Source organism: Cupriavidus sp. UGS-1, assembly GCF_021213615.1.
GTDB lineage: Bacteria > Pseudomonadota > Gammaproteobacteria > Burkholderiales > Burkholderiaceae > Cupriavidus.
In genome coordinates, this window is record NZ_JAJQJF010000009.1 from 139,078 (window position 1) to 163,225 (window position 24,148).

Consider the following 24,148-nt stretch of genomic DNA (forward strand, 5'->3'; position numbering starts at 1 on the left):
GCGGCGATGCGCAACGCGCGCAACGCCGGGCCACCTTCGCTTACTTCTTCAGCAGCGCGCACTTCGACTCGGCGGGCGTCGTGAAGGCCTGGTCGCCCGGAATCGTCGCCACGACCTTCAGGTAGTCCCACGGCTTCTTCGACTCGGCGGGGCTCTTGACCTGCATCAGGTACATGTCGTGGATGGCGCGGCCATCGGCACGGATATAGCCCTTGGTGTAGAAGTCGTCGATCTTCGCCTTCTTCAGCTCGGCCATCACCTTGTCCGGATCGTCGGTCTTGGCCGCCTCGACCGCCTTCAGGTAGGTACGCACCGCGGAGTAGTCGGCCGCCTGCAGGCTGCTCGGCATCTTCTTGTTCTTGGCGAAGAAGCGGTTGGCGAACTTGCGGGTCTCGTCGTTCATGTCCCAGTACCAGCTGTCGGTCATCAACAGCCCTTCGGTGTTCTTCAGTCCGAGGCTGTGCACATCGTTGATGAACATCAGCAGGCCGGCGATCTTCATGTTCTTGGTGATGCCAAATTCCTTGGCCGCCTTGATCGAGTTGATCGTGTCGCCACCGGCGTTGGCCAGGCCCAGGATCTGCGCCTTCGACGACTGCGCCTGCAGCAGGAACGACGAGAAGTCCGACGCCGACAGCGGGTGGCGCACCGAGCCGACCACCGTGCCGCCATTGGCCTTGACCACCGCCGAGGTGTCGTTCTCCAGCGAATGGCCGAAGGCGTAGTCCGCGGTCAGGAAGAACCACGACTTGCCGCCCTGCTTGACCACCGCGCTGCCGGTGCCCTTGGCCAGCGCCACCGTGTCGTAGGCGTAGTGCACCGTGTACGGCGAGCACTCTTCGTTGGTCAGGCGGGCCGTGCCCGCGCCGATGTTGATGTAGACCTTCTTCTTTTCCTGCGCGACCTTGTTCATCGCCAGCGCGGTACCGGAGTTGGTGCCGCCCAGCAGCATGTCCAGGCCCTGCTGGTCCATCCATTCGCGCGCCTTCGACGCGGCGATGTCGGCCTTGTTCTGGTGGTCGGCCGACAGCAGCTCGATCGGCTTGCCGAGCACCTTGCCGCCGGCGTCCTCGATCGCCATCTTGACGGCCTCGACGCCCGACTTGCCGTCGATGTCGGCGTACAAGCTCGACATGTCGGTGATGAAGCCGATCTTGACCGAATCACCCGATACCTGCGCGGAGGCCGCTCCGGCCGCCATGCCCGTCACCAAGGCCGCCATCGCGGCTGCGAGCCGTTTGATCTTCATTGCTTGTCTCCTGTGTTTCGGCGGCCTCGCGCCGCCCGTTCCTACACCGTACCTGCGACCCCTGACTGCGGTCATGCGTGCGACCCCGAAGGGATCAGACCCCAAGCAGTTCGTGCAACACCGGCATCTTCTGTTCGAGCTCGCCGGCGCCGAAGCGCTCGACGATGGTGCCGTGCTCCATCACATAGAAGCGGTCCGCCAGCGGCGCGGCGAAGCGGAAGTTCTGCTCCACCATCACCACCGTGTACCCCTTCTGCTTCAGCATCCGGATCATGCGGGCCAGCGCCTGCACGATCACCGGTGCCAGTCCTTCCGAAATCTCGTCGAGCAGCAGCAGGTTGGCGCCGGTGCGCAGGATGCGGCCGACCGCCAGCATCTGCTGCTCGCCGCCCGACAGGCGCGTGCCCTGGCTCTGCCGGCGCTCGGCCAGATTCGGGAACATCTCGTAGATCTCGGCCTCGCTCATGCCCTGCTTGGCGCCGTTGCCCTTGAGCTGCGGCGGCAGCAGCAGGTTCTCCTCGCAGGACAGGCTGGCGAAGATGCCGCGCTCCTCGGGGCAGTAGCCGATGCCGTAATGCGCGATCTTGTGCGTCGGCAGATGGATCGTCTCGTGGCCGTCGATCCTGATCGAGCCCTTGCGCGTGCCGGTCAGGCCCATGATCGCGCGCAGCGTGGTGGTGCGGCCGGCGCCGTTGCGGCCCAGCAGCGTGACCACCTCGCCGCGGTTCACGGTCAGGTCGACCCCGTGCAGGATGTGCGATTCGCCGTACCACGCCTGCAGGCCGCGGATCTCGAGGGCGGGGGTATTGTCGGTTGCCATGTCTTCGTTCCCGCTTGCTCTCAGTGCGCGCCCTGCAGCTCGGCGTCGGCCGTGCCCATGTAGGCTTCCATCACGCGCGGATCCTTCGAGACCTGCTCGTATGGCCCTTCGGCCAGGATCGCGCCCCGCTGCAGCACGGTGATCGTGTCCGCGATCGACGACACCACGTTCATGTTGTGTTCCACCATCAGGATGGTGCGCCCCGCCGAGACCTTCTTGATCAGTTGCGTGACGCGGTCGACGTCCTCGTGGCCCATGCCCTGGGTCGGCTCGTCGAGCAGCATCAGCTCCGGTTCCATCGCCAGCGTGGTGGCGATCTCCAGCGCGCGCTTGCGGCCGTACGGCAGGTTGACGGTCACGGTGTCGGCGAACTCGGTCAGGCCGACCTGCTCGAGCAGCGCCATCGCCTCGTCGTCGAGCACCGACAGCGTGCGTTCGCTGCGCCAGAAGTGGAAATGCGTGCCGAGCTTGCGCTGCAGCCCGATGCGCACGTTCTCGCGCACGGTCAGGTGCGGAAACACCGCCGAGATCTGGAACGAACGGATCACGCCGCGGCGCGCGATCTGCGCGGGCTTCTCGCCGGTGATGTCGGTGCCGTTGAACAGGATGGTGCCGGTGGTCGGCACCAGGAATTTCGTCAGCAGATTGAAGCAGGTCGTCTTGCCCGCTCCGTTGGGGCCAATCAGCGCATGGATGGACCCGCGCCTGACCCGCAGATTGACGTCGCTGACCGCGGTGAACCCCTTGAACTCCTTGGTGAGGTTGCGCGTCTCCAGGATGGTTTCCTGCTGGTTCATGTCTCCTGCCCGTCCTCGTTCGGCCCGACGCATGGCTTCTGGCCCGTCGTGCCCGGATTCGACCCGCGACCCCTGCCGGCGCTGCGTGAAAGCGGCGCGCGTGGGGATCGCCTTGTCTGCAATGTCTTGTTTTGTATGTGGCAGCGCGCTGGGTGGCAGCGGCGGCGCGGTCGGATGCAAGCGCGCAAGCCCGCGCGGATGTGAGCGCGGCATCACGACTGTCCGGCGTCTATTGTGGGCACCTGTTGCGTCGCAAAACATCCGGGTTTGCACTGAGCCTGAAACATGAACCAGCTGTCATGTTTGTCAGGCAGTGCGGACGTGTCGCCGGGGAGAACTGCCAAAGGGAAGCGGTAAGGCGCCGCACGTGGCGGCGCCGACCGTCATGCTGCGCCGGCGTGTCAGCCGCGCGCGCCGCTGCGCCAGTCCTCGCGGATCATGTCGCTGGCGCGCTCGGCGATCATGATCGTCGGCGAGTTGGTATTGCCCGAGGTGATCAGCGGCATCACCGAGGCGTCGACCACGCGCAGGCCCTGCACGCCGATCACGCGCAGGCGCTGGTCCACCACCGCCTGCGGATCGTCGGACCTGCCCATGCGGCAGGTGCCGACCGGATGGAAGATCGTCGTGCCGATATCGCCGGCCGCGCGCGCCAGCGACTCGTCGTCCTCGACATGCGGGCCCGGCAGCCATTCCTGAGGCCGGTACGGTGCCAGCGCCGGCGCGGCGACGATGCGGCGGGTCAGCCGAAGCGAGTCCGCCGCGACCTTGCGGTCCTCGTCGGTCGACAGGTAGTTGGGCGCGATCACCGGCGCCTGGCGGAAGTCCGGGCTGTCGATATGCACGCTGCCGCGCGAGGTCGGCCGCAGATTGCAGACGCTGGCGGTGAAGGCGTTGAAGGTGTGCAGCGGCTCGCCGAACTTGTCGAGCGACAGCGGTTGCACGTGGTACTCGACATTGGGCCGCGCCTGGTCCGGATCCGAGCGCGCGAACGCGCCGAGCTGCGACGGCGCCATGCTCATCGGCCCGCTCTGGTTCCATGCATATTGCAGCCCGATGCCGAGCTTGCCCCACCAGTTGCCGACGCGCGTGTTCAGCGTGCGCACGCCCTCGACCTTGACGATCATGCGCAGTTGCAGATGGTCCTGCAGGTTCTCGCCGACGCCGGGCAGCGCCTGCCGCACGGCGATACCGAGCGCCTGCAGCCGCTCGGGCTGGCCGATGCCGGACAGCTCGAGCAGCTGCGGCGTGTTGACCGCGCCCGCGGCGAGGATCACCTCGCGCCGCGCCGCCACCGTATGGGGCTGTCCGCCGCCGACATAGTGCAGGCCGCTGCAGCGGCGTCCGTCGAAGGTCAGCTCGCTGACCTGCGCGCCGGTGACGATGGTCAGGTTCGGCCGTTCGGAGGCGCGCCGCAGGAAGGCCTTCGACGTGTTCCAGCGGATGCCGCGGCGCTGGTTGACCTCGAAGTAGCCGACGCCGAAGTTGTCGCCGCGGTTGAAGTCGTCGGTGCGCGGAATGCCGGTCTGCTCGGCCGCGTCGATGAAGCGCTCCAGGATGTCCCAGCGCAGGCGCTGCGGCTCGACGCGCCATTCGCCGCCGGCGCCGTGAAAGTCGTTGGCGCCGCGATGATGGTCCTCGCTGCGCTTGAACAGCGGCAGCACGTTGTCCCAGCGCCAGCCGTCGTCGCCGGTGATGCGGGCCCACTCGTCGTAGTCCTCGCGCTGCCCGCGCATGTAGATCATGCCGTTGATCGACGAGCAGCCGCCCAGCACGCGGCCGCGCGGATAGATCAGCGAGCGCCCGTTCAGTCCGGGCTCGGCGACGGTGCGGTACATCCAGTCGGTGCGCGGATTGCCGATGCAGTACAGGTAGCCCACCGGAATATGGATCCAGTGGTAGTCGTCCTTGCCGCCCGCCTCGAGCAGCAGCACGCTGACGTCGGCGTCCTGCGTCAGCCGGTTGGCCAGCACGCAGCCCGCGGTGCCGCCGCCGACGATGATGTAGTCGTAGGTCTCCATGCTCTTCTTCTGGTAGGAAAGTCGATCAAGATGCGGTCGTCCGCCGCGGGAGGACGGCCGGCAAGCCGAGGCATTGTGCGTGGTGCGTCGTGCGTCGTGCGTTTTGCGTGGTGCGTGGTGCGTGGTGCCTCGTGTCTTCGGTGCCGGGCGTCCGGTGCGGGATCGATACCGGCGATCGCGTCGTCGTGCGCTTCAGCGGTCCGCGTCCGCCACCGGCTGCAGATGGCGGCGCAGCCAGTCGCTCAGCGCGTCGAGCACCTCGGTCCGCAGCGCCGCCTGCTCGTTGAAGATCTCGTGGTAGGCGTGCTCGAACCAGACGCATTCGCGCAGGTCGGCCGGCGCATTGTCGCAGAAGCGCCGGCTGCCCGCCGGATCGACCACGCGATCGGCCCCCGCCACCAGCAGCAGCGTCGGCGCCTCGAGCAGCGGCGCATCGGCCTGCGCGCGTTCGATGCCGAGCATCATGCTGTGCAGGATGCCGGCCGTCAGCGTGCGCTGCACCAGCGGATCGCTGCGATAGCTGGCGACTTCGGCGGGATCGTGGCTGAGGTCGGACGGACGGATCGGACTGGGTACGCGCAGGTTCGGCGCCAGCGTCAGCAGCATCCGCTGCAGCGTCAGCATCGCGCCGTCGATGCGCAGCGCCAGTGCGGGCGAAGACAGCACCAGCGCGCGCACCGGCCGCACGCGCGAGGTCGCCAGCCGCGCGGCGACCAGCCCGCCCATGCTGTGGCCGAGCACGATCGGCAGTTCGGGCCAACGCTGCACCGCGCCGTCGTAGATCTCCACCAGGTCCTCGAGGAACACATCGGGCCGCTCGGCCACCATGCGCGCGCCGCCGCTCGCCCCGTGGCCGCGCTGGTCGTAGGCCAGCACGCGCAGACCCAGCGCGCACAGCCGCGCCGCCACGTGCGCGTAGCGCCCGCAGTGCTCGGCCAGCCCGTGCACCAGCAGCAGCGTGCCCGACGGTTCGGGCCACAGCCGCGAATCGGGCAGCCAGGTGCGCAGCAGCAGCTCGGTGCCGTCGCGCATCCGCTGGCGGCTTTCGGCCGGCGCGATGGCGGTGGCCTGGAATGCATCCATGCGATCGCTCTCCTTCCCGGCACGCGGCGCGGCCGCGCGCAGGTCAGCGTTCAAGAGTGGCAGGCGTGGCCCGCATTGCCGTTGGGCGCCTTGCCGTCTGGCGCATCGCCGGAGCACGGCGCGCGCCCGGGCTCGGCGAAGTCGGCCAGGATCGGGCAGTCCGGCCGCTCGTCGCCGCTGCACGCCTCGGCCAGCGAGCGCAGCGTGTCGCGCATCGCCACCAGTTCCGCGATGCGCGTTTCCAGTTCGGCGACATGGCGCAGCGTCAGCGCCTTGACGTCCGCGCTGGCGCGCCCGCGGTCCTGCCACAGCAGCAGCAGATTGCGGATCTCGTCCAGCGAGAACCCGAGATTACGGGCGCGCCGTACGAAGCGCAAGGTATGCAGCGCGCGCTCGTCGTAGCGCCGATAGCCCCCTTCGCTGCGCGGCGGCACGGGCAGCAGCCCGATCGATTCGTAGTGCCGGATCATCTTGGCGGACACGCCCGAGGCGGCCGCCGCTTCGCCGATATTCATCGCCTTGCTTCCTTCATGTTTCAGCGCTGCGCTGCCGGCTGGCCTGCTGCCTGCGTGCCGGCCGACTGCGTGCCCGCTTCGGGCCGCCAGCGCCGCAGCAGCAGCGCGTTGCCGACCACGCTGACGCTCGAGAAGGCCATCGCCGCGCCCGCCACCACCGGGCTGAGCAGGCCGGCCGCCGCCAGCGGGATGCCGATCACGTTGTAGATGAAGGCCCAGAACAGGTTCTGCCGGATCTTGCGTACGGTCCGGTGCGACATCGCCAGCGCATCGGCAACCAGGCCCGGGTCGCCGCGCATCAGCGTGATGCCGGCCGCGTGCATCGCCACGTCGGTGCCGGTGGACATCGCGATGCCGACGTCGGCCGCGGCCAGCGCCGGCGCATCGTTGACGCCGTCGCCGACCATCGCGACCACCGCGCCGCCGCGCTTGAGCGCCGCCACGCGCGCGGCCTTGTCCTCGGGCAGCACCTCGGCCTGCACGTCGTCGATGCCGAGCGCGTCGGCGACCTGCGCCGCGGCGCCCTGGCTGTCGCCGGACAGCATCACGGTACGCACGCCGGCCGCATGCAGGCGCGCCACCGCTTCGCGCGCGCCCGGCTTGATCGCATCGCCGAACGCGACCAGCCCTTCGACGCGGCGCGCATCGATCGCGATGAGCCACGACACCGTGCGGCCGGCCTGGCGCAGCGCATCGGCTTCACGCTGCAGCGCGGCGCCTTCGTCCAGCGACGCGCCCAGTTCCTTGCGCAGCCGCTCGCTGCCAAGGGCCCAGGCGACGCCGTCGATGCGCCCGCTGATGCCGCGGCCCGGCAGCGCGCGCAGTTCGCTGGCGACCGGCACCGTCAACTCCCGCTGCTCGGCGGCGTGCAGCACCGCACGGGCCAGCGGATGTTCGCTGCCGGCCTGCAGCGCGGCCAGCCGCTGCAGCAGCAGCGACGAGCCGTCGTCGGCCGTTGCGTCCGCCGTTGCGCCCGCCGGCAGCAGCGCCACCACCTCGGGCTGTCCGACGGTCAGCGTGCCGGTCTTGTCGAACGCGACCACATTGACGCGATGCGCGGTCTCCAGCGCCTCGGCGTCCTTGACCAGGATGCCGGCGCGCGCGCCCGCGCCGGTGCCGGCGATGATCGCGGTCGGCGTGGCCAGGCCCAGCGCGCACGGGCACGCGATCACCAGCACCGCCACCGCGTTCAGCAACGCCGACTGCCAGTCGCCCAGCGCCAACCCCCAGCCCAGCAGCGTGACCAGCGCGATCGCCAGCACCACCGGCACGAACACCGCGCTGACGCGGTCGACCAGGCGCTGGATCGGTGCCTTGGCCGCCTGCGCATGCTCGACCATGCGGATGATCCGGGCCAGCACCGTTTCCGCGCCGACCGCGGCGGTACGCAGCACCAGCCGGCCCTCGCCGTTGATGGCGCCGCCGGTCACGCGGTCGTCGACATGCTTGGGCACCGGCAGGCTTTCGCCGGTCAGCATCGATTCGTCGGCATGGCTGTCGCCGTCGATCACCACGCCGTCGACCGGAATGCGCTCGCCCGGCAGCACGATCACTTCGTCGCCGACGCGCACCTGTGCCAGCGGCACCGTGGTGTCGACGCCGTCGCGGCGCACGCGCGCGGTATCCGGCCGCAGCGCGGCCAGCGCGCGGATCGCGTCCGCGGTCTGCCGCTTGGCGCGGACCTCGAGCCATTTGCCGAGCCGGACCAGCGTGATCACCACCGCCGCGCTTTCGAAATACAGATGCGGGTGGCCCTCGCCATGGGCGGCGGCACCGCGCCAGATCAGCCACAGCGACAGGCCGTAGGCCGCCGAGGTGCCGAGCGCGACCAGCAGATCCATATTGCCGGTGCCGGCGCGCGCCGCCTTCCAGCCCGCGCGATAGAAACGCCAGCCGAACACGAACTGCACCGGCGTGGCCAGCAGCCATTGCCACAGCGCCGGCACGTTCCAGGCGACGCCGAACCAGCCGAGCACCATCGGCGCGACCAGCGGCAGCGACAGCGCGGCCGGGATCGCCACGGCCCACGGTCCGGACCAGAAGTCGGCGGCGCGCGCGGCCGCGGCCTGGCCGCCCGTCGCCGCCTCGACCACCGGTTCGGCGGCGTAGCCGGCGCGGGACACGGCCTCTGTCAGCACCGGCAGCATGTCGGCCGCGTTGCCGCCAACCAGTGTCACAAGGGCGCGCTCGGTCGCCAGATTGACCTGCGCGTCGACCACGCCGGGCACCGCGCGCAGCGCGCGTTCGACCCGGCCCACGCAGGAGGCGCAGGTCATCTCGCGCACCGTCAGCTCCAGCTCGGTACGTGGCACCGCGTAGCCGGCGGCGGCGACGGCGTCGGCGGCCGCCGGCAGCACGGCGGCGCTGTCGGCCTGCACGGTGGCCTCCTCGGTGGCCAGGTTGACAGCGACGGAACGCACGCCCGGCACCTTGGCCAGCGCGTTCTCGACCCGGCGCACGCAGGAGGCGCAGGTCATCCCCTCGATCGGCAGGCGCCATTCGGGCGCGGCGGGCGTGGTATCGGCACCGGCCGGGGCCGGCGACAGCGGAAGTGAAGAAGTGGACATGGCGGTTGACATCCTCGTTGACATAGCCTGTCACTGGATGCTGGACCTTACCATGCTAGGAAGGTCAAGGCCGATGCGCCAGTTTTCGCGATGCGGCGGCGGCGCTTGCGGTTGACATGATGGGAAGGTTCAGAATGGCGCCGTTGTACCGGAATGCCGTCGCGTCATTTCCGCGCACGCGGGAATCCACCGCCTGCTGAAGCCGCTGGGTCCCCGCTTTCGCGGGGACGACGAGTGGCCCGGATTCATCACCCATACCGAGGAGTTCAACGATGATGCAGTTTCAAGTGGAAGGCATGTCCTGCAATCACTGCGTGGGTGCGATCACGCGTGCGGTGAAGCAGGTCGATCCCGACGCGCGCGTGTCGGCCGATATTGCGGCGCAGGCGGTCAGCGTGGAAGCGGACGCCGATGTGCAGGAGGTGCGGGAGGCGATCGAAGCGGCGGGCTATCCGGTCAAGGGCTGAGCCGGCCTTGGGTTGTCGTCCCCGCGCAGGCGGGGACCCAGTGGCTTCAAAAGACGCTGGATTGCCGCGCGCGCGGGAATGACGTCATAGCGGCGACGCTCAGAAGCGGTAGCCGACGTTCAGGAAGGTCACGATCGGATCGATCTTGATCTTGGTATGCGACACCACGGTGGCGCCGCCCTGCGCGGAATTGCGCGTGACGAAGGTCGCGCGGGTATCCAGCGGCAGGTAGGACACCGACAGGCCCACATGCCAGCGCTCGTTGATCTTGTAGTTCGCGCCGATGTTGAAGACCGGATTCCACGACGACTTGGCGCTCGCGGTCATCGTGGCGTTCGGGCCGAACTCCTGGCGCACGAACTGCTGGTTGGTGATCGTCTCGTCGGTAAACCAGGTGTAGTTGACGCCCAGGCCTACATAGGGGCGGAAGCGCGAGGCGGGCTCGAGGAAGTGGTACTTGACCAGCACCGCCGGGCTCCACTGGCGCACCGTACCGAGCTTGCCGTACCTGCCGTAGCCCTTGTCGCCCTCGACATCGTGCTCCGGGGGGATACCGACGACGAACTCGGCCGAGATGTGGTCGGTGACGAAGTGGTCGATCGACAGGCCCAGCGTATTGGCCGCCTTGATGTCGGCGCCGGTATTGGGACGCTGCATGTTCACCGGGCGGCCACCGACGCTGTCGATGGTCAGCGGATCGGCCGAGCTGTTCGGCATCACGCGGAACCAGCCCGCGCTGACGACGGTGCTGCCGGCCGACTGTGCCTGGGCGGCTCCGCCCACTACCATGGCCGCGACAGCCACCAGGATTTTCTTGTTGTGCGACATCCTCTCTCCTTCGTGGTTTTCAACTGCAAGGGCAGCATTATCCCGCTGCCGATGCCGTCATCGTTTCAATCTAGAGACATTTTGTAGAGGCGCGCCACTAAATCGAGGGTTTACCGCAATCCGCGGTATCCAAAGGGCCACCACAGCCGGGAGAGAGGCGGCAGAAGTGTCTCAGGAATGTGACAGCGACCGGCGGCCGGATGCGACCGGCGCCATCGGCGCCATCGGCCCCATCGGCCCCATCGGCCCCATCGGCCCCATCGGCCCCATCGGCCCCATCGGCGCCTTCGACACCGTCGGCGCCGTCATGCGCCGGCGCTTCGGACCGCCAGCGCGCAGGCCGCCAGATCCCAAAGCGCATAGCCGACGCTCTTGAACACCAGCGGACTGCCGCTGCGTGCGCGGATCGCGTCGGCGGCCAGGATCGCCGTCTCGAACGGCTGCACCGCGGCCCAGTCGATGCCGGCCTGCAGCAGGTCGCCGGCCTCGTCCTCGATGCCGAACAGCGTATCGGCCAGCAACCGTCCCGCCTGCGCGGCGCCGCGGCACAGCGCCGGCGGCAGCTCGCACATGTCGGGCCGGAACGCCCCGACCGCGGCGATGAAGTGGTCGTCGCGCCAGCAGCCGGCGGCCAGGTCCGGCAGCACCGGCGTGCGGCTCGACGTCACGGTGACCACCATCGACACGCGCGCGAGCACCGTGTCGATGTCGCCGGCCGATTCGATGACCTCGGCCTCCAGGCCAAGCCGCCGCGCATGCGCCGCCAGCGCATGGGCCTTGTCCGCCGTGCGCGAATGCAGCCAGACCCGCCGCAGCGGCAGCCCGGCGGCGAAGGCCTCGAGATGCGTGGTGGCCTGCACGCCGGCGCCGACGATCAGCAGCTCGCCGTCGGGCCGCGCGGCGAAGCGCTGCGCCGCCAGCAGCGACACCGCGGCCGTGCGTCGTCCGGTCACCGTCGGTCCGTCCAGCAGCGCCAGCCGCACGCCGGTATGCGCGTCGGCCACCACCACTTCGCCGAGGATATTGGGCAGCCCGCGCGCCGGATTGCCCGGATGGACGGTGATGTTCTTGGTCATCACCAGGTCGGCATTGCGTGCCGGCATCACCAGCAGCGTTCCCTCGCCCTGCGGGGCCGCGGCGCTCACGTCGCCGACCGGCAGCGCCAGCCGCGGCGGCGCCATCGCGGTGCCGGCGCGCAGTTCGCCCAGCATGTCGGCAATGGCGACGGCCAGATCCGGATACGGCAGCCGCGCCGCGGTCTGGACGGCATCGAGCAGCATCGGCGAGGCAGTCTGTGAGGCGGTCTGTGAGGCGGTCGGCGAGGCAATCGGTTCGGTAGGCATGGGATCGAGCTCCTGGGAACGCTGGGAATCTGAGAGTAGCGGCCGACGGCGGCGAGGCGGCGAGGCGGCGATCATCCGCGCTCGGCCGCGGCGCCCTGCCTCACCGCCGTCCTGCCCCGCGGCGGCGGACCGTCGCGCCCTTCCCGCACGGTCGCGCCGCGCACCTCGATGCGGACCGTATCGAGCACCGTGCCGCCGGCATCGACCAGTTCGAGCCGATGCCGGCCGGGCCAGGGCAGCCAGGCCAGCTTGCCGCCACGGCCGAGCCGCTTGCCGTCGAGCCGCCACGCCACCGCGCGCGCGGTCCGGCCGGCGACATCCTCGGCGTGCAGCCAGACGCGCTGCGCCTGCGGCGGAATATCGGGATCGAGCGCGAACACGGTGCCATCGGCCGGGCTGGCGATCGCCGCGCCGCGGCCGCGCTCCGCCGCCAACCGAGCCACCGGCGTGCCCTCGTGGTGGCTGCCGACCGCGACGACCGGCACCGCGGTACCGGCCAGGAACACCTCGTCGCGCGCAGGCTCGGGTACGCCTTCGAACCGCACCGGCACGCGCTCGACACCCGCGGGCATGGCAGGCGGCCGGCTCGCGCGGTCGCGATGCAGGTACGCCATCACCTCGTGCCAGACCGGCGCCGCGCCCGATACGCCTGACACATCGCGCATCGCCGCGCCGCTGGCGTTGCCGACCCAGACGCCGACCGTGTAGTGCTGCGACCAGCCGATGCACCAGTTGTCGCGCATGTCCTTGCTGGTGCCGGTCTTGACCGCGGTCCAGAAGCGCGTGGTCAGCGGACTGTCGAGGCCGAAGGTGCGCGCGCGCGCATGCCGGTCGGACAGGACGTCGCCGATCACATGCGTTGCCGCCGCCGACATCACCGCCAGCGGCCGCGGCGCCGGTTCGGCCAGCCGCATCCGCACCGGGGCCTGGCGGCCCTGGTTGGCCAGCGTGCGGTAGGCATTGGTCAGCGTCAGCAGCGACACGTCGGCGCTGCCCAGCGCCAGGCTGTAGCCGTAGTAGTCGCCGGCCTCGGTCAGCGGCAGCCCGAGCGCGACCAGGCGCCGATGGAATCGGTGCGGGGTCACCATCACCAGCGTGCGCACCGCCGGCACATTGAGCGATCCGGCCAGCGCGGCGCGCATGCTGACCCAGCCGCCGTAGCGGCCATCGTAGTTGCGCGGGATATAGAGGCCGCCGCCGGTCGGCAGGTTGACCGGCCGGTCGTCCAGCAGCGAGGCCGCGGTCAGACGCCGCTCCTCGAGCGCCTGCGCATAGAGGAAAGGCTTCAGCGTCGAGCCGGCCTGGCGCAGCGCGGCCGCATGGTCGACCTGCGCCGCCGCGGACAGCGTGCCCGACGAGCCCACATAGGCCAGCACGTCGCCGCTGGCGTTATCGAGCACGACCACCGCGCCGTCCTCGACATGGCGTCCGGCCAGCTCGCGCAGATGCCGCTGCAGGCTGGCCGTCGCCAGGCGCTGCACGCCGGCATCGAGCGTCGAGTCGATCGCGGCCGGCGCGGTGCGACTCGCCCCCTGCGCGGCCCGCTCGACCAGCAGCCGGCCCAGGTGCGGCGCCAGTTGCGCGCGGCCCGGTCCGGCCGGCGGCATCGCGGCGCGCGCCAGCGCCAGTTGCGTAAAGCCGTCCAGCCCGTTGCAGCCGTCCGGCTGCGCCATCTCGCGCAGGATCTGGCAGGCGCGCTGCGCCACGCGCGCCGGCGCGGCATTGGGCGCGCGCACCAGCGCCACCGCCAGCGCCGCCTCGCGCGCGTCGAGCCCGCTCGGCAGCTTGCCGAACAGCCCCTGCGACAGCGCCGACAGGCCGACCAGCTCGCCGCGCAGCGGTACCAGGTTCAGATAGGCCTCGAGGATCTGGCTCTTGCTCCAGCCGCGTTCGAGCCGCGCCGCGCGCCAGGCCTGGCTCATCTTCTGTGCGGCGCTGCGTCCGCCGGCGCCGCGGCGCAGCTCGTCGTCGAGCAGCGCGGCCAGCTGCATCGTCAGCGTCGACGCGCCGCGTGTGCGCGTGTTCCACAGATTGGCCCAGGCCGCGCCGGCCACGCCCTGCCAGTCGACGCCGCTGTGCCGGTAGAAGCGCCGGTCCTCCGACAGCACGATCGCGGTGCGTACCGCCGGCGAGATCTCGTCGAGCGCCACCCATTGCCCGCGCCGCGCGCTGAAATCGGTCCGGACCGTGGCGACCGGCTCGCCATGGCGGTCGCGCACGATCACGTCGGCGCTGCGGTAGCTGTCGCGTACCTGGTCGAAGCCGGGCAGCGTGTCGGCGATCGCCGGCGCCGGCGGTATCGCCGACAGCAGCGCACCAGGCAGCGCCAGCGCGAAGGCCGCGCGCCGGATGCCGGGCCATCGCGTGGCCCGCGTCATGGCCGCCGTCCCGCGACGATGCCGGCGACCAGCAATACCTGGGCCGCGGCATAGGTCCACCAGATGCCCAGCTCGAAACGGTCGAACGGCGACAGGAAGCGCGCGATGCCGATCAGCGCGTCGGACACGACGAAGCACAGCGCGCCGAGCGCGGCCAGCGGCGTCGGCAGCCGCGCCAGCAGCGCCGCGCACGCCATCGCGGTCAGCGCGACGACATAGGCGCAGACCTCGACGCGCAGCGTGCCGAGGTTGGGCCAGAAGCGCCCCAGCAGCGTGCCGACCGTGCCGATCACCGCGCCGCAGGCGAGCAGCCGGTGCGGCCGGTCTTCGCCGACCAGCGGCAGCAGCAGCGCGAGATAGGCCAGATGCGCCAGCAGGAAGAAGCCGAGCCCGCCGGAGAAGGAGAACGGCAGCCACGGCAGCGCCAGCAGCAGATCGCCCACCGCGGAGAACAGCAGCGCGGCGACCAGCCAGCGGCGCTCGCGGCGCACCGGATGGAACCACGCCGCCCGCGCCAGCAGCAGCGCCATCGCCGTCTTCCACGCCGGCTGCCAGGCGAAGCTGCCCGTCAGCGGCGTGCCGGGCGGCAGCTCCAGCGCGGCGCTCAGCAGCAGCGCGCCATAGATGGCGCCGGCGACGGCGCCGGCCATCCACCATTCGCGCACGCGCGGCGGCATCGTCCATCCGCGCCGTTCGAGGACATCGCTCACGAACGCGGCCCCACAGTCAGGCGCGCATTGGGCGCGGCGCCGAACACCTCGGGCGCATACATCGCCTCGACCCGGGTCGGTGGCAGCGCGAACTCGCCGGCGTTGTTCAGCCGCACGGTGTACTCGATGGTCGCCGTGCCCTTGGGCAGATGCGCGTAGTACTCGCGGTAGGCCTGCGGCGTGCGCTCGCTGAAGGCAGGCCAGGCCCCGGTGCGGCGCTCGCCGCGCGTGGCGATCTGCGAGTCGCGGCCCAGGCCGCTGCCCAGGATGGTGGCGCCCGCGGGCACCGGATCGCTGACCACCACCCACGTCATGTCAGCCTGCGCGTCGATCTCCAGCTTGACGCGATAGATGTCGCCGCGCGACCAGCGTCCCGGCGTGGCCTGCTCGACCGCGCTGACGCTGCGGCGGATGCGGTAGCCCGCGGCGATCGGCTCGGCCAGCGGCACCGCCGCCAGCGCGCGCACCGTCGCCCACGGCCGGCCGGCGCCGTCGTGCTGCAGCTGCAGCGTGGCGGGCGCGGCGGGCGGGCCCGGCTGTGGCGGCTGTGAAGGCTGAAGAGGCTGCGACGGCCACGGCAGCATCAGGGCGCCCGCCGCCACGCCGTCCTTGCCGGTCGCGGCCGAGCGCCAGTCGAAGCTGCGCGAAGCGTCGCCCAGCGTCACGCGGGTCGCGCCGCCGACCGGCTCGCGCTCGAAGATCTGCGCGAAGCGGCGCACCGCCAGCACGCCCCACGCATTGGCATTGGTGGTGCTCCACGCGCCGGCGCTCTGGCGGCCCAGCAGGCCGCTCGCCAGCCGCGGCGCATCCTCGCGCCACTCGGGCAGCTCCAGCGCCAGCGTCAGCAGCCGCGCGGCGTTGATGTCGCCGCCGGCCATCAGCCACCACCAGTGGTCGTCACGCTCGGTCGAGAACGCCAGCCGCGTGCCCTGCAGGTCCAGCCGCGCGCGCAGCAGCCGCTGCGCCTCGGCCAGCCGGGCCTCGCGCTGCGGCACATCGGGCAGGCGCTGCAGCAGCGCGGTCCAGTCGAGCAGCGCCGAGGTCGGCCACTGCTGCGGCGCGATCTGGATCGAACCGAGCATGCGGGCCTGCGCCTTGCCACCGCGCGACAGCGCCTCCAGCGCTGCCAGCTTGCGGATCTCCAGGTCGGAGGACGGCGCCCAGGCGCGGCGCTGCAGCCGGCCCTCGACGAAGGCGGCCAGCGCCTGCTCCATCCGCTCGCGCGCCTGCGCCGGCAATTGCAACGGCAGCCCGGCGCGGTGGGCCTCGTCGGCCAGCGCCAGCAGATAGGCGGTCAGCACCTCGCTGCCGCCGTCGCGCATCGCCTCGCCCTGCATCGGGAAGTACGCCACCAGCCCGTCGTCGTCCTGATAGGCGGGCAGCTGCGCCATCAGCGACTGCCAGAGCGCGGCGTCGCCCAGGCCGACCGCCTTCGACGCGCGCTGCTCCAGGCAGGTATACGGATAGCGGGCGAACCAGTCGCGCACGCCTGGCAGGCCCCCCGCCAGCGACGACTGCAGGCCGATCTGCAGGCCGCCGCGCGGCGCACCGGCGGGATCGCGCAGCGCGGCCGCGGGCGCGCGGACCGGCACCGACAGGCCCGGCGCCAGTTGCGCCAGCGTGCCCTGCTGCACGGTCAGCGGGACCGCCGCGGCCAGCCGCTGGCCGATGCGGATGCGGTCCGACGCGGGTGCGCTGTCCTCGCTCTTGCCGTCGCCCTTGCGTTGTTCGGTGGCCGCGATTTCCCACTGCAGCTCGCTCTCGGTGACCGTGGGCTGGCCGCTCGCCTGCGCCAGCAGCGGTGCGACCACGTCCCAGCCGATCTCGCGCGCCTGTCCGGCCGGTACCGATACGGTCTGCGTGGGCAGCGTTGCCGTCCCCGCGCCGGCTGCCGGATCGCCGGCCACGGCGCCGGAGGCGGCACCACCGGCGGCGCCGGCCGCCACGCTGCGCGCGCCAACCTCCACCGTCATCGCGCGCGCCGTGGTATTGCGCAGCGTAAACATCGCGCGATAGCGGTCGCCCTCGCGCACCAGCGGCGGCAGGCCGGAAATCAGCTGCAGGTCCTGCGTCGCCGCCACGGTGGCGCTGCCGGTGCCGAAGCGGGCGACCCCGAGATCGGCGACCGCGACGATGCGAAAGCGCGTCAGCGCATCGTTCAGCGGCACCGTCAGCGCCGCCTTGCCGGCCGCGTCGAGCTGCACGCGCGGATTCCACAGCAGCAGCGTGTCGAACAGCTCGCGCGTCGGATTCTTGCCGCCGCCGCCACCGGCCGGCACCGCCTTGCGGCCATAGTGGCGCCGCCCGACGATCTCCATCTGCGCGGTCGCGGTCTCGACGCCGTAGCTGCGCCGCTGCAGCATCGCCTCGAGCAGGTTCCAGCTGGTGTTCGGCATCAGCTCGAGCAGCGCCTCGTCGACCGCGGCGAGCGCGACTTCGCCGTTGGCCGCCGGCTTGCCGTCCGGCAGCGTGACCTGCACCGTCACCCTGGCCTGGCCGCGCACCGGGTAGCTGGCGCGGTCGGTGGCGACCTTGACGTCGAGCCGGTGCGCCTCGTTGCCGACGCGGATCTCGGCGAGTCCCAGCCGGAACGCCGGCCTGGACAGATCGACCAGCGGCGTCGGCGCGACGTATTCGCGCCCCTCGCTGCGGAAGGCGCGCCACCATTCGCGCGGCTCGCGCCAGCCCCAGGTGAAGAAGGAATACCAGGGCACCTCGTGCAGGCGTCCGCGCAGCGCCAGCACCGACACGTAGACGTTCGGTCCCCACTCGGGCTTGACCTTGACGCTGACGGTCGGGTCCTTGCCGGCCAGCGTCACCACGCTGGTCTCGAGGATGCCTTCGCGCTCGACCGCCACCAGCGCAGTGGCCTGGCGGAACGGCATCCGCACCTGGAAGCGCGCGGTATCGCCGGGCGCATAGGACGGCCGCTCGGGCAGCAGGTCGATGCGGTCGTGGTTCTCGCCGCCGAACCACAGCTCGCCCTGGCCGGTGACCCAGACGCTGGTGGCCGCCTCGGAGACGCGCCCCGCATCGTCGCGGGCGCGGGCGACCAGTTCGACCTCGCCGGTCTGTTCCAGCGTCACCGCGCACTGCATGCGGCCGCGCGTATCGGTCCTGGCCTCGCAGACCTTGCCCAGGTCGCGCACCTCGGTACGGTTGTCGTAACGATAGAAGCCGCCGACCACGCGCTTGCGCGCCGACGTCGTGATGCGGGCGCGCGCATGGACCTCCATCGGCACGCCGGCGCGCGGCTTGCCGTCGATATCGAGCGCGATGCCCTGCACCGTGGCCTGGCGCTTGACCGCGACCCAGTCGTCGGCGCGAATGCCGGCCACCACCGCGGCCGGCCACAGTGGCAGCGTCTGCCGCAGCGTCTGGATCTCGCCATTGGGGTCGGCGAAGGCCGCCTCGACCAGCAGATCGCGCGGCGCGGTGACCGGCGGCAGCGTGTCCAGCGTCAGGCGGCCGCCGCCGTTGGCGTCCAGCGTCAGCGCGCGCTTGTCGGCGATCAGCGTCTGGCCGTCGTGCGGGGCGGTCTGGCCGGCGTCCTGGTCCTCTACCTCGTCGGATTCGTCGCGCTGCTCGTCCGGCGCGCGCGGCGCATCAAAGCTGTAGCCGGCGGCATCGGCAAAGCGCGGCACACGGTCGCGCAGCAGCGCGGACACCCGCACCGGCAAACCCGCCGCGGCGCCGCCGGACACGTAGTGGACCTCGACGTCCAGCGGCAGCGACTTCGGCGCGACCAGCGCCTGGGCGCCGCCCGTGGCCGCGGCGCGCACCGTGCCGGTCAGCACCGGCAGGCGGAAGGCCTCGACGCGGAAGGCGCCGCTGTCATGGCTGCGCTGGCGCGCGTCGGCCAGCTCGACCGTATAGCGGCCCAGCCTGGCGGCCGGCGGCAACGCGAAGCGGCTCTCGGCGCTGCGCCCGCCGGTGGCCGTGGTACGCCATTGCAGCGGCTGCTCGTAAGTCTGGCCGCTGCCCTCGTGGCGGATCACCAGCTTGTCGGGCAACTGTCCGGACTCCCCGCCCGGCGGCAGTGCGAAGCCGTTCGAGGTCTCGACGCGCAGGTAGTGCTTCATCGAGACGGTCTCGCCCGCCGACAGCAGCGTGCGGTCGAACACCGTATGCGCACGAACGGTCGGCGTGGGGCTGGTATCGGTCGGCACATGGAAGCGCCAGCTCTCGATGCCGCGGTTCCAGTCCGACATCACGAAGGCCATGTCGGCCTGGCCGCGCGCCTGCGGGTGCGCGGCGACGATGCGGGCCGACACGAAGTAGCCCGATAGCCCGGTGTCCTCGCAATAGCGGCCGGAACCGCTGGCGCCGTCGGCGCCGTCAGCGCCGAGCCGGCCGAAGCGCGCCACGCCGGCATCGTCGGTGCGCGCGGTGGCGATCAGCTTGCCGCTGCAATCGCGCACCGCGACATTGGCCTCGCGCACCGGCTTGCCGCCGTCGAGCGTGGTGACCCAGGCCATCGCGTTGTCGCGCCCGGCCTTGAAGTGGACGCCCAGATTGGTCACCAGCGCCGCGGTCCGCACATACATCGGCGCCGGCTTGCCCAGCAGCGCCGCGCCCAGGCTCGGCGAGGCGATCTCGACCACATGAAAGCCCGCTTCCGGCAGCGGAATGCCGACCACCTCGAACGGCCGGCTGGCGCCATCGCCGACGGAGGCCGGCACGGCCAGCTTGCGCACGCCCGGCACCCCGGCCAGCAGCGACACGGCACGCGTCTCGACCTGGGGCGCGTTGCGCGGAATGCGGGCCGCCGACGGCGGCTTGCCGGCGAGGATCGCGTCGAGCTCGGCGCGGGTCCAGCTGGTCTCGTGCATGCGCCGCACCAGCGCCAGCCAGCGCAGCACCGCGGCATCGTCGTCGACCCGTACCCGGCTGACCATACCGGCCTCGGCGCGCACGCCGAGCACTTTCAGTTCACGCTCGACATGGCGCAGCGTGACCGGCAGCAGCGGCGGGTAATTGGCCAACCCGTCGGCCAACCCGTCGGCCGGCTTGTCGGTCCGGCTCCTGGGCAGCTCGCCGAAGCGCTCGATCACGCCGAACGGCGCCGCGGCGAACTTCGCGAGCGGCGGCATCGCTGCGGTCGCCACCCGCAGCGGAAACAGATCGGCGTTGCTCAAAGGGCGGCCGCTCTCGTCCTTCAGGGACGACGGCAGCTCGAGCGTCAGGTTCGCATTCTCGGCAAACGGCGGCTCGAAGCGCAGCGAGGTGACCGTGGCATCGGCAGCCAGGTTGGCCTCCAGCTTCGGCGCCACGGCCCCCGACGGCGTGCGCAGCACCACGGCTTCGGCCGCGCGGCGCGCGATCGGCGCCGAGAACTCCAGCGTGATCGGCCGCAGCGGCGTGCATGGCGCCTGCGCGTTTTCGCGCTCGCAGCTGAAGCTGGCGGTAAACGGCTCGCGCACCCGATATTCGAAGCGGCGCCCTTCCTTGCTGGCCAGGCCCGACGGCGTCGCAATGCCCGGCGCCAGCAGCAATTCCATCTTCGCGCCTGCCGGCAGCCGCTGCTGGCAGGCCAGCAGATGCACGCTGTCCGCGCCGCGCGGCTTCCAGCCCAGCGCCTTGAGCACCGCGTCGCGGTCCGCACCGGTCACCAGCCGCACCGGAATCATTTCGCCGACGCCCTGCGCCTGGCAGAACGCATGCTGACGCACCGAGTCTGGAGTGGCCGGGCCGTTGAAGCGCAGCGCGAAGACCTGGTCCTCCTCGATCTCGCCGCCGGAGGGGCGGCTGGACACCACGATCGGACCGCCGGTCTCGAAGCGGTATTCGGACTTGCCGCGATAGTCCTGGCCGGCCTGGCTCTTCAGGCCCGCGCGCAACCGGACCGTGCACGAGACGCCGGGCGGCAGGTCGCGGACGAAATCGAACACCCAGTTGCGGTCGTCGACCCAGCGGCCTTCGCCGCCCAGATCCGCCGGCGCGGCGCCGGTACATTGGACGGCGGCCGGTGCGGTCGCGCGCAGGTCACCCAGCGGCACCATCGACTGGTCGAAGCGCAGCGTGACCTGGCGGACCTTGGAGACCTGGCCTTCCGGCGAAACGCGGGTAAGTTGCGTCGCCAGCGCGGCGTGGGCGCCCAGCGCCAGCGAACAGGCCGCCACGACATGCGGAAACAGGCGCCGGCGGGCCGGTCCGCGGGCATCGGTCCTCGCCCTGTTCGGCGGGTCTTCCATCCCCGTTTTGCCCACGACGTCCTGTTCGCCTTCCCCGCCAAAGCCCGTGGCCCGGTCTCGCATCTCTCGTCCCTCTCCGCATGGTCGGCCCCGCTGCGGTGCATCAGCGGGCACCTGGCGAGAGTGACATGCGAGACGTCCGCGCGCAAGCCAACCGACGGGTCGGCGCACGGGCCGCACGCACGGGCCTAGCGCAGATGGGACAGCGGCAGCGCGCCTTCGCGTTTGAGCGCGGTCAGCACGATATTCGAGCGCACGCTTTCGACGCCCGGCACCCGCATCAGCTTGCGCATGGTGAAATCGGCCAGCGCGGGCAGGTCGGTGACGACGATACGCAGCAGGTAGTCCGCCTCGCCGGCGACCGAGTAGCACTCCTGCACCTCCTCGAGCAGCAGGATCTCCTCCTTGAAGCGCTCGATCGCGGTGTCGCCGTGGTGGGCCAGCTTGACGCTGGTGAAGACCAGCACGCCCAGTCCCAGCGCGTGCGGCGACAGCACCACGCGGTAGCCGGCGATCACGCCCTCGGCCTCCAGCCGCGCAATGCGCCGGCCCACCTGGCTGGGCGACAGATGGACCTGCTCGGCCAGCTGCTGGTGGGTGCTGCGGCCGTCGGTCTGCAGCGCGGCCAGCAGGGCGAGATCGAAGTTGTCCAGACTCAGCATACAAAGATCCTGCATCGGTTTTGCGTTTTATGCAGATTACCCGCATCGGAACGGCAATCCAAGCCGTTTTTGCGGGCTCTTTGCAGCGCCATCTCGGTAGACTTTGCAGAAATCCCGCATGCACGACCAACCGCGTGCGGCAATACCGCAAACGACACCGGGCCCGACCCGCACCGAATCGCCGGAGACAAGCAGATGGAAGCGATCCTCGACCAGACCCCAGAGCAGCAAGCCGCGGCCAGCCCCGCCTTCACCGGCACGCTGACCGACAAGCTGAAGGAACAGTTCGAAGCCGGGCTGCTGTCCGACCCGGACCTGAACCCCGACTTCACGATCGCGCAGCCGCTGCACCGCTACACCGACGCCGACCACGCCGTCTGGCGCCAGCTGTATGCGCGCCAGGCGTCGATGCTGCGCGGCCGGGTCTGCGACGAGTTCCTGCGCGGCCTGGACACGCTGGGCATGGACGCCGACCGCGTGCCCGACTTCGCCCGGCTGAACGACAAGCTGATGGCCGCCACCGGCTGGCAGGTGGTCGCGGTGCCGGGCCTGGTGCCCGACGAGGTCTTCTTCGAGCATCTGGCCAACCGGCGCTTCCCGGCCAGCTGGTGGATGCGCAAGCCCGAGCAGCTGGACTACCTGCAGGAGCCGGACTGCTTCCACGACGTGTTCGGCCATGTACCGCTACTGATCAATCCGGTGTTCGCCGACTACATGCAGGCCTACGGCCAGGGCGGCCTGAAGGCTGCCGGCATGGGCGCGCTGGACATGCTGGCGCGGCTGTACTGGTACACCGTCGAGTTCGGCCTGATCCGTACGCCCGAGGGCCTGCGCATCTACGGCGCCGGCATCGTCTCGAGCCAGGGCGAGTCGATCTACAGCCTGGACTCGGCCAGCCCGAACCGGATCGGCTTCGACGTGCGCCGCATCATGCGGACCCGCTACCGCATCGACACCTTCCAGAAGACCTACTTCGTCATCGACAGCTTCGAACAGCTGTTCGAGGCGACCCGTCCGGACTTCACGCCTCTGTACGCCGAGCTGCGCCAGCAGCCGACGCTGGGCGCGGGCGACATCGCCGATGGCGACCTGGTGCTGCAGGCGGGCAATCGCGAGGGCTGGGGCGACAGCGACGATATCTGACGCCGCCGCGTTTCCCGCTTTATGAAACAATGCCGGCATGTCCGACCGCGATGGTCGGGCGGGCCGGCTCTGCCTTGTTCCGATTCCCTCATTTACGGGCCTTGCCATCATGACCTCACCCGCTCTTTCCCCCTTGTCCGAACAGGAACGCGCGCCGCTGCTGGCGTCGCTGCCCGGGTGGAGCGCGGTCGCCGACCGCGACGCGATCCACAAGCGCTTCACCTTCGCCGACTTCAACGCCGCCTTCGCCTTCATGACCCGCGTGGCGATGCAGGCCGAGAAGGCCGACCACCATCCCGAATGGTTCAACGTGTACAACCGCGTCGACATCACGCTGTCGACCCATGATGCCAACGGTCTGACCCAGCGCGATATCGACCTGGCCCGCTTCATCGAGCAGGCCGCGGCGACACTCGCCAGGCGCTGAACCGCCGGCGTACCGCAACGCCGATCCCGTTGTCCCCCGGGACCCGCCGTGGTCCCGGATCGCAAGCCAATCGAAAGGAAGGCCCGCGCCACGCGCGGTACAATCGGCGGCCAGGCGGGGCCCCGGCACCCGAAGCGCGACGCCAGCCGCGCTCCCTCCGGCGCCCGCCACAGCATTCCCTGCCGAACCGTAGCCGAACCTTTCGCCCATGCGCATCCTGTTGATCGAAGACGACCGCCAGATCGCCAGCGGCGTCGAAGCCGGCCTGTTCCAGGCGGGCCACCAGGTGCGCGTCGTCCATGACGGGGTCTATGCCACCGAGCATCTGCTCAAGGAGCAGCACGACCTGGTGATCCTCGACCTGGGCCTGCCCGGCATCGACGGCATGACGCTGCTGTCGCGCTACCGCGCGCGCAACCGCACCACCCCGGTGCTGATCCTGACCGCGCGCGACGAACTCGAGGACAAGCTGTCCGGCCTGAACGCCGGCGCCGACGACTATCTGGTCAAACCCTTCGCCTTTCCCGAACTGGAGGCGCGCGTGCGCGTGCTGCTGCGCCGCAGCCAGCACGGCGAGGCGGCGCCCGACCGCGACGTGCGGCTGGGCCGGCTGCGGCTGTCGGGCAGCGACCGGCGCATGTTCCTCGACGGCAAGCCACTGGAGCTGTCGCCGCGCGAGTTCGCGGTGCTCGAGCTGCTGCTGCAGCGGCAGGGGCGCGTCGTCAGCAAGGCCCAGCTGCAGGACCACCTGGCCACCTTCGCCCATCCGGCCGGCGATGGCGGCGACACCGTCGGCGATACCGCGATCGAGGTCTACGTCCATCGCGTGCGCAAGAAGCTCGAGGACAGCGACGTCGAGATCGTGACGGTACGCGGCTTCGGCTACCTGCTGCAAAGCCGCGGCCAGGCCTAGCGCGAGGCACGGCGTGCGGCGGCTCCAGGCG

Annotated in this window: 17 protein-coding genes; 4 read left to right on the top strand and 13 right to left on the bottom strand. The window is 70.9% G+C overall.

Going from position 1 to position 24,148, the window contains the following annotated elements; genetic code table 11:
* Nucleotides 1-40 precede the first annotated feature (40 nt).
* The 7 genes from LRR16_RS13915 to LRR16_RS13945 all read right to left on the bottom strand — a co-directional run bounded on the left by LRR16_RS13915 (nt 41) and on the right by LRR16_RS13945 (nt 9,052).
* Complete coding sequence (locus tag LRR16_RS13915) at nt 41-1,249, bottom strand: ABC transporter substrate-binding protein (protein ID WP_006577642.1); 1,209 nt, start codon at nt 1,247-1,249, stop codon at nt 41-43.
* A 94-nt stretch (nt 1,250-1,343) separates the two neighbouring features.
* Nucleotides 1,344-2,069: an ABC transporter ATP-binding protein gene (locus tag LRR16_RS13920; protein ID WP_006577641.1), complete on the bottom strand. Its 726-nt coding sequence runs from the start codon at nt 2,067-2,069 to the stop codon at nt 1,344-1,346.
* 20 nt (nt 2,070-2,089) lie between these two features.
* Nucleotides 2,090-2,866: an ABC transporter ATP-binding protein gene (locus LRR16_RS13925; protein WP_006577640.1), complete on the bottom strand. Its 777-nt coding sequence runs from the start codon at nt 2,864-2,866 to the stop codon at nt 2,090-2,092.
* Nucleotides 2,867-3,267: 401 nt separating this feature from the next.
* Nucleotides 3,268-4,887: a GMC family oxidoreductase gene (locus tag LRR16_RS13930; RefSeq protein WP_064574753.1), complete on the bottom strand. Its 1,620-nt coding sequence runs from the start codon at nt 4,885-4,887 to the stop codon at nt 3,268-3,270.
* A 192-nt stretch (nt 4,888-5,079) separates the two neighbouring features.
* The gene (locus LRR16_RS13935) at nt 5,080-5,970 is read right to left on the bottom strand and encodes an alpha/beta hydrolase (RefSeq protein WP_023264080.1); all 891 of its coding nucleotides are present in this window, start codon (nt 5,968-5,970) and stop codon (nt 5,080-5,082) included.
* A 50-nt stretch (nt 5,971-6,020) separates the two neighbouring features.
* Complete coding sequence (cueR, locus tag LRR16_RS13940; protein ID WP_023264081.1) at nt 6,021-6,485, bottom strand: Cu(I)-responsive transcriptional regulator; 465 nt, start codon at nt 6,483-6,485, stop codon at nt 6,021-6,023.
* A 20-nt stretch (nt 6,486-6,505) separates the two neighbouring features.
* Nucleotides 6,506-9,052 carry a heavy metal translocating P-type ATPase gene (locus LRR16_RS13945; RefSeq protein ID WP_255674130.1) on the bottom strand — a complete coding sequence of 849 codons (2,547 nt, stop codon included), beginning with the start codon at nt 9,050-9,052 and terminating at the stop codon, nt 6,506-6,508.
* Nucleotides 9,053-9,324: 272 nt separating this feature from the next.
* On the opposite strand from LRR16_RS13945, the gene LRR16_RS13950 reads away from it, so the two are divergent.
* Nucleotides 9,325-9,519 (top strand): heavy-metal-associated domain-containing protein, encoded by a 195-nt coding sequence (locus LRR16_RS13950; RefSeq protein WP_006577909.1) that lies wholly within the window; start codon nt 9,325-9,327, stop codon nt 9,517-9,519.
* A gap of 99 nt (nt 9,520-9,618) precedes the next feature.
* Here the strand turns inward: LRR16_RS13950 and LRR16_RS13955 are convergent, their stop codons facing one another.
* From LRR16_RS13955 to LRR16_RS13980, 6 genes are all read right to left on the bottom strand, one after another.
* Nucleotides 9,619-10,347 carry an OmpW family protein gene (locus LRR16_RS13955; protein WP_006577910.1) on the bottom strand — a complete coding sequence of 243 codons (729 nt, stop codon included), beginning with the start codon at nt 10,345-10,347 and terminating at the stop codon, nt 9,619-9,621.
* Nucleotides 10,348-10,652: 305 nt separating this feature from the next.
* Entirely contained in the window at nt 10,653-11,627 is a 975-nt protein-coding gene (locus LRR16_RS13960; protein ID WP_370646813.1) for a delta(1)-pyrroline-2-carboxylate reductase family protein, read from the bottom strand.
* 134 nt (nt 11,628-11,761) lie between these two features.
* Nucleotides 11,762-14,068: a penicillin-binding protein 1C gene (pbpC, locus tag LRR16_RS13965; RefSeq protein WP_232206274.1), complete on the bottom strand. Its 2,307-nt coding sequence runs from the start codon at nt 14,066-14,068 to the stop codon at nt 11,762-11,764.
* Nucleotides 14,065-14,745 (bottom strand): lysoplasmalogenase, encoded by a 681-nt coding sequence (locus tag LRR16_RS13970; protein WP_232206304.1) that lies wholly within the window; start codon nt 14,743-14,745, stop codon nt 14,065-14,067. The genes pbpC and LRR16_RS13970 overlap by 4 nt, the downstream gene beginning before the upstream one ends.
* A 29-nt stretch (nt 14,746-14,774) precedes the next feature.
* The gene (locus LRR16_RS13975) at nt 14,775-20,972 is read right to left on the bottom strand and encodes an alpha-2-macroglobulin (protein WP_232206275.1); all 6,198 of its coding nucleotides are present in this window, start codon (nt 20,970-20,972) and stop codon (nt 14,775-14,777) included.
* Between the two features lie 188 nt (nt 20,973-21,160).
* Complete coding sequence (locus LRR16_RS13980) at nt 21,161-21,634, bottom strand: Lrp/AsnC family transcriptional regulator (protein WP_232206276.1); 474 nt, start codon at nt 21,632-21,634, stop codon at nt 21,161-21,163.
* Between the two features lie 195 nt (nt 21,635-21,829).
* On the opposite strand from LRR16_RS13980, the gene phhA reads away from it, so the two are divergent.
* The 3 genes from phhA to LRR16_RS13995 all read left to right on the top strand — a co-directional run bounded on the left by phhA (nt 21,830) and on the right by LRR16_RS13995 (nt 24,117).
* Nucleotides 21,830-22,777: a phenylalanine 4-monooxygenase gene (gene phhA / locus LRR16_RS13985; protein WP_232206277.1), complete on the top strand. Its 948-nt coding sequence runs from the start codon at nt 21,830-21,832 to the stop codon at nt 22,775-22,777.
* A gap of 109 nt (nt 22,778-22,886) precedes the next feature.
* Complete coding sequence (locus tag LRR16_RS13990) at nt 22,887-23,204, top strand: 4a-hydroxytetrahydrobiopterin dehydratase (protein WP_053822858.1); 318 nt, start codon at nt 22,887-22,889, stop codon at nt 23,202-23,204.
* A gap of 208 nt (nt 23,205-23,412) precedes the next feature.
* Entirely contained in the window at nt 23,413-24,117 is a 705-nt protein-coding gene (locus LRR16_RS13995; RefSeq protein WP_023263551.1) for a response regulator transcription factor, read from the top strand.
* The last annotated feature ends 31 nt before the right edge of the window (nt 24,118-24,148 follow it).

What these genes read in the sequence shown, in the direction of transcription:
- LRR16_RS13915 (WP_006577642.1), bottom strand. Translation starts at nt 1,249, where the DNA reads ATGAAGATCAAACGGCTCGCAGCCGCGATGGCGGCCTTGGTGACGGGC.
- LRR16_RS13920 (WP_006577641.1), bottom strand. Translation starts at nt 2,069, where the DNA reads ATGGCAACCGACAATACCCCCGCCCTCGAGATCCGCGGCCTGCAGGCG.
- LRR16_RS13925 (WP_006577640.1), bottom strand. Translation starts at nt 2,866, where the DNA reads ATGAACCAGCAGGAAACCATCCTGGAGACGCGCAACCTCACCAAGGAG.
- LRR16_RS13930 (WP_064574753.1), bottom strand. Translation starts at nt 4,887, where the DNA reads ATGGAGACCTACGACTACATCATCGTCGGCGGCGGCACCGCGGGCTGC.
- LRR16_RS13935 (WP_023264080.1), bottom strand. Translation starts at nt 5,970, where the DNA reads ATGGATGCATTCCAGGCCACCGCCATCGCGCCGGCCGAAAGCCGCCAG.
- cueR (WP_023264081.1), bottom strand. Translation starts at nt 6,485, where the DNA reads ATGAATATCGGCGAAGCGGCGGCCGCCTCGGGCGTGTCCGCCAAGATG.
- LRR16_RS13945 (WP_255674130.1), bottom strand. Translation starts at nt 9,052, where the DNA reads ATGTCCACTTCTTCACTTCCGCTGTCGCCGGCCCCGGCCGGTGCCGAT.
- LRR16_RS13950 (WP_006577909.1), top strand. Translation starts at nt 9,325, where the DNA reads ATGATGCAGTTTCAAGTGGAAGGCATGTCCTGCAATCACTGCGTGGGT.
- LRR16_RS13955 (WP_006577910.1), bottom strand. Translation starts at nt 10,347, where the DNA reads ATGTCGCACAACAAGAAAATCCTGGTGGCTGTCGCGGCCATGGTAGTG.
- LRR16_RS13960 (WP_370646813.1), bottom strand. Translation starts at nt 11,627, where the DNA reads ATGCTGCTCGATGCCGTCCAGACCGCGGCGCGGCTGCCGTATCCGGAT.
- pbpC (WP_232206274.1), bottom strand. Translation starts at nt 14,068, where the DNA reads ATGACGCGGGCCACGCGATGGCCCGGCATCCGGCGCGCGGCCTTCGCG.
- LRR16_RS13970 (WP_232206304.1), bottom strand. Translation starts at nt 14,745, where the DNA reads ATGCCGCCGCGCGTGCGCGAATGGTGGATGGCCGGCGCCGTCGCCGGC.
- LRR16_RS13975 (WP_232206275.1), bottom strand. Translation starts at nt 20,972, where the DNA reads ATGGAAGACCCGCCGAACAGGGCGAGGACCGATGCCCGCGGACCGGCC.
- LRR16_RS13980 (WP_232206276.1), bottom strand. Translation starts at nt 21,634, where the DNA reads ATGCTGAGTCTGGACAACTTCGATCTCGCCCTGCTGGCCGCGCTGCAG.
- phhA (WP_232206277.1), top strand. Translation starts at nt 21,830, where the DNA reads ATGGAAGCGATCCTCGACCAGACCCCAGAGCAGCAAGCCGCGGCCAGC.
- LRR16_RS13990 (WP_053822858.1), top strand. Translation starts at nt 22,887, where the DNA reads ATGACCTCACCCGCTCTTTCCCCCTTGTCCGAACAGGAACGCGCGCCG.
- LRR16_RS13995 (WP_023263551.1), top strand. Translation starts at nt 23,413, where the DNA reads ATGCGCATCCTGTTGATCGAAGACGACCGCCAGATCGCCAGCGGCGTC.